The sequence below is a fragment of the Sandarakinorhabdus sp. genome (assembly GCF_031422795.1).
Taxonomy (GTDB): Bacteria; Pseudomonadota; Alphaproteobacteria; order Sphingomonadales; family Sphingomonadaceae; genus Sandarakinorhabdus.
Genome location: NZ_JANPML010000244.1, coordinates 1 through 3,650, shown reverse-complemented (window position 1 = coordinate 3,650; position 3,650 = coordinate 1). Strand labels below are relative to the sequence as shown.

Annotated in this window: 3 protein-coding genes; all 3 read left to right on the top strand. The window is 63.6% G+C overall.

All coding sequences use genetic code 11. The features are described 5' to 3' along the window. Positions 1–602 (top strand): hypothetical protein (locus tag RMO81_RS08980; RefSeq protein WP_310475492.1); only part of this gene is annotated, 602 nt, incomplete at its 5' end. A 196-nt stretch (positions 603–798) separates the two neighbouring features. Beyond that, positions 799–2,118 carry a dicarboxylate/amino acid:cation symporter gene (locus RMO81_RS08975; protein WP_310475491.1) on the top strand — a complete coding sequence of 440 codons (1,320 nt, stop codon included), beginning with the start codon at positions 799–801 and terminating at the stop codon, positions 2,116–2,118. Between the two features lie 21 nt (positions 2,119–2,139). Beyond that, positions 2,140–3,650: TonB-dependent receptor plug domain-containing protein (locus tag RMO81_RS08970; RefSeq protein ID WP_310475490.1), on the top strand; the 1,511-nt coding region annotated here is incomplete at its 3' end.

The following is a 3,650-nucleotide window of genomic DNA, read 5'->3' as shown; positions in this document are numbered from 1 at the left end:
TGATGCCGGGCGATGCCTTTGTCTATTCCGATGGCCATGTCGAACAGGTGCGCAATATCCGCCGCCGATTGGTCGAATGGCGCGGCCTGAGCAAGCGCAGCCATTGGCGGCCGATGCATCCGGTGCTGCCGATCACCATCTGGACCAGTGGGCGCGGCGAAGGCCGGCGCACCATCATCGGCACCCCCGAAGATATGTGGCCCATCGGCAGCCGCAGCCGCACCCAATTCCGCGTGGTGACCGAAGTGCGGACGCGCAACACCGAAAACTGGGTGCGCGATGTCGAACATTGGACCTGCAAGGTGGGCAACACCGGCATGGTCAAGGTGAAGGCCGGCAATTTCATGGCCACCCGCATCAGCTGCGACCGCCATTCGCCCACCACGATGCGGCTGCTGGAACGGCAGGAATGGGATTACGCCCCCGAACTGGGCCATCATGTTCGCCGCGCCTGGTTTGATTATGCCCGCGCCACAAGGCGCACAGTTGAACTGGTCACCGCCCTGAGCGGCCCGGCCGCCAGCCCCGACCGGCTGCGCGCCCTTGCCCGCGCCGCCGCACCCAAAGGCGACGACGAAGGCCGAATCACCGACGCGCGCTGAGCAGCGGGGTTGCCGGCGAACGGTTACGTGTGCACCGGTGCAACAGTCTTCGCCCGAAATATCGACGATTTGATAAGGCGCGCGCCAAAACTTGCACCGGCGCGCCAGTTGTTTCACTGAGACGACAACAGCGCGCGGAAGAACGCTGGCTGGCAATCGGAACCGGGGAATCGCCGTCATCGCTCTTGGGCCATCAGTGCAGGCGCAGCCGCTACGGCGTACGCCACTTTACGCGCAGCTTTATGTCCAGGTGCTGGTTGCCATCATCGCAGGCGGCCTGATCGGGCATTTTGCGCCTGAAACCGGCGTGGCGCTGAAGCCGCTGGGCGATGGCTTCATCCGGCTGGTCAAACTGATCATCGCCCCGGTGATCTTCCTCACCATCGTCACCGGCATCGCCGGCATGCGCAATCTGGGCAGCGTTGGCCGGGTGGCCGGCAAGGCCTTTGTCTATTTCCTGTGCTTTTCCACCATCGCGCTGATTGTCGGCCTGATCGTCGCCAATGTCGTGCAGCCCGGCGCCGGCATGAACATCGATCCGGCCACGCTGGAGACCGGCGCGGTCAATGATTATGTGAAAAAGGCCAAGGATCAGACCATCGTCAGCTTCCTGCTGGGCATCATCCCCGAAACCATGGCCGGCGCCTTTGTGGACGGCAATCTGCTGCAGGTCCTGTTCCTTGCCATAAGCTTTGGCATTGCGCTTTCCACCGCTGGCGAAGCCGGGCGGCCGGTGCTGCGCCTGTTCGAAGCGCTGGGCGCCGGCCTGTTCCGGTTGGTGGCGATCTTCATGCGGGCGGCACCCATTGGGGCCTTCGGGGCGTTCGCCTTCACCATCGGCAAATATGGCATCGGTTCCATCGCCAATCTGGCGGCGCTGGTCGCCACCTTTTACCTCACATCGCTGCTGTTCGTGATCGTCGTGCTCGGGCTGGTGGCGCGCGGGGCGGGCTTTTCGATCTTCACGCTGATACGCTATCTCAAGGCCGAGCTGCTGCTGGTGCTCGGCACCTCAAGTTCTGAATCGGCCCTGCCCAGCCTGATGGACAAGATGGAGCGCGCCGGCTGCCCACGGCCCATCGTGGGGCTGGTGGTGCCCACCGGCTACAGCTTCAATCTGGATGGCACCAACATCTACATGACGCTGGCGGCGCTGTTCATTGCGCAGGCCACCGGCATCACGCTCAGCCTGGGCGATCAGTTGCTGCTGCTGGGCGTCGCCATGCTCAGCAGCAAGGGCGCGGCCGGGGTAACAGGGGCGGGCTTCATCACGCTGGCCGCCACATTGTCGATTGTGCCCAGCGTGCCGATTGCCGGCATGGCGCTGATCCTGGGCATCGATCGCTTCATGTCGGAATGCCGGGCGCTGACCAATTTCATCGGCAATGCCGTGGCCACCATCGTCGTCTCGCGCTGGGAACGCGCCATCAACGAAGACCAGTTCGCCAATATCTTCACGCACCACAATTTCGGGGCCGACATCGCCAATCCAGGCCCGGAAGCCGACACCGACTGACCAGAACAGGGGACTATTTTCATGACCATCACCAATTCGACCAGCCTGGCGGCGCTCGCCATCGCTCTGCTCGCCGGCCCGGCGCTGGCGCAATCGACTCCGCCGGCCAACACCGCTGCCGCAGCCAAGGAAGAAGAGCTGATCATCGTCACCGGATCGAACATCAAGGGCGCTTCGGACAGCGGGGCGCTGGCCGTCACCATCCTCAATGCCGACGATATCGCGGCATTCGGTGTCAATTCCACCGGCGAAATCTTTGAAAACATCGCCCAGGCCGGTGCCGCCGAAATCAACGGCGCCGCCGATGGCCCCAATGATGCGCGCGGCGACGTGGCAACCATCAACCTGCGCGGCCTGGGCACCGGCAACACGCTGGTGCTGCTGAATGGCCGCCGCATCGCCGCCCACGCGGTGAACCAGGACATTGGCTCCACACCGCGCCAGATCACCAACGTCAACGCCTTCCCGGCCGCCGGGATCGACCGTGTCGAAGTGCTGCGCGACGGTGCCTCGGCGCTTTATGGTTCGGATGCGACGGCGGGCGTGGTCAACACCATCCTCGATGCCAATTTTGATCGGCTGCGCGCCACGCTGCGCTATTCCGGTGTCGAAGGCACCGGCAGCGACGAATTCCAGGCCGATGTCGCCTTCGGCTTCAAGTTCAACGAAGGCCGCACCAAGGTGATGTTCACCGGCGGCTATTTTGAACGCAAGGGGCTGTATGCCAGCGAGCTTGGCCCGCAGTTCAGCACGGTCGACAAACGCGGCGTGCTGGGCAGCGACCCGTTCGGCACCACCACCACCGATTTCCGCAACACTTCGACCTCGTCACCCTTTGGCCAGTTCCAGACCGGCGCTGTCAACGCGCAGAATGTGTTTGTGGGCAGCCGCATTCGCCAGGGCACCACCGCGCTGACAGCAACCAACGGCGTGTTCCATGTCCAGCCGTGCAGTTTCCCCGGCACCCGCGCTCAGCTCGGTACGCGCCCGGGCGGCTGCATGGGGATTGACGATGCCACGCTGGACACCGGCCTGCGTTATGATTTCAACGCCAACCAGCCCAACAATGCCCGCGGTGAAGGCGTGTTCATCGCCAATGATCCGGTGTCGGCACGCGGCCGCCAGCTGATCACCGATGCCGATCGCATCAATGTTTACAGCATCTTCGAACATGAATTTGCCAGCGGTGTGCAGTTCTTTGCCGAAGGCCTGTATTACAAGGCCACCACCACCGGCAATCGCGCCACCCAGCCGCTCGATTCCGGCCTGGCCTTCCTGATCATTCCGGCCAGCAACTACTGGAACCCCTTCGGCGCGACCTCCAGCCCCAATCGCCTGCCCGGCCTCAACACCACCGATGCGCCGGCCGGCGGTGTTAATGTGCTGCTGCAGAATTGGCGCCCCACGGATCTGGGCCCACGCTTTATCTCCACCGATACCAGCACCTATCGCGTGATGGCCGGCCTGCGCGGCCAGATCGGCAATTGGGATTGGGAAGGCGCCTTTGCCAACAGCTCCAACAAGACCACCGA